Annotated in this window: 4 protein-coding genes; all 4 read left to right on the top strand. The window is 24.4% G+C overall.

What is annotated here, in order from left to right; translation table 11 throughout:
- The first annotated feature begins 228 nt into the window (after nt 1-228).
- The 4 genes from P8M54_RS10875 (at nt 229) to P8M54_RS10860 (ending at nt 2,921) form a co-directional block, all read left to right on the top strand.
- Nucleotides 229-417 (top strand): hypothetical protein, encoded by a 189-nt coding sequence (locus tag P8M54_RS10875; protein WP_300287875.1) that lies wholly within the window; start codon nt 229-231, stop codon nt 415-417.
- A 57-nt stretch (nt 418-474) separates the two neighbouring features.
- On the top strand, nt 475-1,305 hold the full coding sequence (locus tag P8M54_RS10870; protein WP_300287873.1) for a TraB/GumN family protein: 831 nt from the start codon (nt 475-477) through the stop codon (nt 1,303-1,305).
- Nucleotides 1,306-1,311: 6 nt separating this feature from the next.
- The gene (locus P8M54_RS10865) at nt 1,312-1,695 is read left to right on the top strand and encodes a hypothetical protein (protein ID WP_300287872.1); all 384 of its coding nucleotides are present in this window, start codon (nt 1,312-1,314) and stop codon (nt 1,693-1,695) included.
- 89 nt (nt 1,696-1,784) lie between these two features.
- On the top strand, nt 1,785-2,921 hold the full coding sequence (locus P8M54_RS10860) for a hypothetical protein (protein ID WP_300287870.1): 1,137 nt from the start codon (nt 1,785-1,787) through the stop codon (nt 2,919-2,921).
- The last annotated feature ends 123 nt before the right edge of the window (nt 2,922-3,044 follow it).

The raw sequence follows: 3,044 nt of genomic DNA, 5'->3' as shown, positions 1-3,044 counted from the left end.
CAAGCTGCGAAACGTTGGCAGAAACCTTGGAGCTACACGAAATTCATAAATAATAATAACTAAAAAGTAATAAATAAAGTATTTATGCGTTATAAAAAATATTCAGAACTTATGAATTGAGGGAAAAAGTGAAAAATAAACCCAAAGAAAAAATTGACACATAAGGAATAAAGTATATGCCGAAATGAAAAAGAAAACTATATTTGTTTAATTAAAAATAATTTAGATATGAATTTAGAAAATCAATTATTGCAAAAATTTCAAGTTGAAGAACTTGAAAAACGTTATGAAATGAAAGCATGGATATCTGATGGAAGCACTAGTGCTGAAGGTGTTATTGACCAAGCTCCAACACCTAATGATCCATTAGGTCCAATGCAAGATTATCCAGCTGTTAAAATAACAATTGGGTTTTAATTAACTTAACATACCAAACTTTTTAATTAAGTTTGGTATGTTTTAATTTTTTTTAATATGAAATACTATTTTTTCTTACTTTTTTTCTTATTTAATTTAAGTCTTTATTCACAAGAAAACTCTATTTTTTGGAAAATAGAAAAGGATTCCATTACAAGTTATTTACTAGGGACTGATCATTTATTTGGTAAATCATTTATTGATAGAAATGAAAAAATTATTATGGCTCTTAAATCAAGCCAATTAGTTTTTACCGAAAATATCAAATCAGCTGACTCGATAGTAAATAGTAGAAATTCTTCAAATATTATTGAAAATTTAACATCGGATGAAAAAAACAAACTTCTTGAAATATTTGACAAAAAGGTAAACATAAATAATTTATCATTAAAAGAACTAATTCTAACAACTGATAAGTATTGGAGTATTTTTTCTTGTTTTAGTAATAAAGAAAGGAAAGATAAAATTCTTATGGATGATTATATTAAGAAATTATCCTCAACATATAAAATAAAATTAGTTGGATTAGAAGACATTAGCGAGACATTAAATTTTTTAGAGAGGGAATACTTGAATGGGTATACTGACGAAAAACTTATATCTATTTTAAAATATAAATTAGATGGTTTTTCTAAAAATCTAGCTCACAATAATTGTTCTATTCATGAATTATATAGAAATAAATTATATAATTTTAATTTTAATGATGTAGGAGATACAAAACTTTTAGATAGTAGAAATTTTATTTGGATTCCTAAAATTATTTCTGAATTAGAAAACAAAAAAAAGGTTTTTATTGCTGTTGGAATTGCACATTTAGACTATAAAAACGGTCTGATTGAACAGTTAAAACAAAAAGGATATACTATAACGCAAATTATACTATAAAATATTATGAGAAAAATTTCTATTTTATTCTTGTTTTTTTTATCATCAGTATTGTATTCTCAAACTGACACTTTACATAAAAAAAATTTAAAGAAGTTTTTTATGTTGTCTCAAAACAATGATACAATTAAAAAAATTTCATTAAAATTTGATTTTAAGGACAATTCTAAAGAATTGTTTTCGGTTTATAATCAAAATACTAAATTAAATGATGTTTTTATGATAAAAAAAGACACATCAAACCAAGTAAAATCGACAATTAATTTCAATAATAACTTTCGAAACCCTAAAATTGATTCATTCAATCCTTATGGTGCTAGTGATGCTAAATCTGGCTTGATTATTGGAGCAATTGGAGGTTTTTTTAGATCCATATTTAACACTGATTAACTTTAACTCTTTAGTGAATTTTATAATTTATGACTTTTCAAGAGTACATTGAAAGTTTGTTTATCAACAACATCTACAAAGTTCAAATATTGGACAAAAAAATAATAGAAAGTAATCCATCTTTTTATCAAAAATACGCATCTCTTTTTGCGAAAACCCATAAAATATTAGAAAAGGATTTAAGTCTGCTAGATATTGCAGGCTTCTTATATTATAAAGCAACTTTATTAACTGATAATTTAATTGACGAAAAAGATTTTTCAAAGTTTGCACAAATCACTATTTGTCAAGAAGAAAGTATCAAAATTTTAACAAGTATATTTAGCCTAGAAAACAATTTCTGGTCTCTTTGGAATAAAAGAAGAGATGAATATTTTGAAGCCATCTATTTAGAAAAACAATTCTCAAAAAAAGATATTGTATCATTAAAAGAATATGAAACTTTAGCTGATAAAAAATCGGCTTTTGGAAAAGTTGCAATTGATGCTCTACATAGCATTGACAATAGGAATAATGCCGTTTATCAAAAATTATTGCTATCTCATAAATATTTTTCAATTGCTTTTCAATTAAATGATGATATACAAGATTTTAAAAACGATCTAATAAAAGGACAATTTAATTGGGCAGCATATCTTTTAAAAAAAGAAATTAAAAGCAATGATGACCCTAATATTTTAGAGAAACAATTATACATAAAAGGTATAGCAAAAGTAATTTATAAAAAGTGTATAAATTATTGTAATAAATCATTAAAAATTGTTGAAAATGTAAATGTTCCTGAATGGAAAAATGTAATAAATGAGACGAAAAAATCTTTTCAAATCGCAATAATTGAAATTGAAAATTATATAGAAACTTTAACCTCTGATATAATTTTATCAAAAAAAACATATATAGAAAACAATCTAAAAAACGGTATTACAACTGCTATAAAATTTGTAAAATCAAAACAAAATAAATATGGCAGCTGGAGAGATTACTTAAATCAAGGAGGGATTAGTGATATTTGGACAACCTCATTTATTTTATCGAAAATTTCAGAAAACACTAAACTTAAATCAATATTTCAAATTGAGATTTCAAAAGCACTAATTTTTATTAAAAAAAATAAAACTAATTCCCTGTGGGGTTATAACACTACTTGGATAGAAGATGCGGATTCTACAAATTTAGTGTTATTATCATTATTTTTCAATAGTGAAGAATATTTTAGCCCCTTATAAGTTCAGAGTGATATTCTAAATTTCAAATAGTACATTTGAGATATGAAATACAAGAAATGGAGTTTAGAAGAGAAGTTAGAAATTTTATCTTCTTGCGAAGAATTAGGCGTTGTCGAAACCTGT

It is taken from the genome of Flavobacterium sp. (assembly GCF_029242675.1).
GTDB lineage: Bacteria > Bacteroidota > Bacteroidia > Flavobacteriales > Flavobacteriaceae > Flavobacterium.
Note: the sequence above shows the minus strand (reverse complement) of the source record. Positions and strands in the feature narration are given on the sequence as shown.

What these genes read in the sequence shown, in the direction of transcription:
- P8M54_RS10875 (WP_300287875.1), top strand. Translation starts at nt 229, where the DNA reads ATGAATTTAGAAAATCAATTATTGCAAAAATTTCAAGTTGAAGAACTT.
- P8M54_RS10870 (WP_300287873.1), top strand. Translation starts at nt 475, where the DNA reads ATGAAATACTATTTTTTCTTACTTTTTTTCTTATTTAATTTAAGTCTT.
- P8M54_RS10865 (WP_300287872.1), top strand. Translation starts at nt 1,312, where the DNA reads ATGAGAAAAATTTCTATTTTATTCTTGTTTTTTTTATCATCAGTATTG.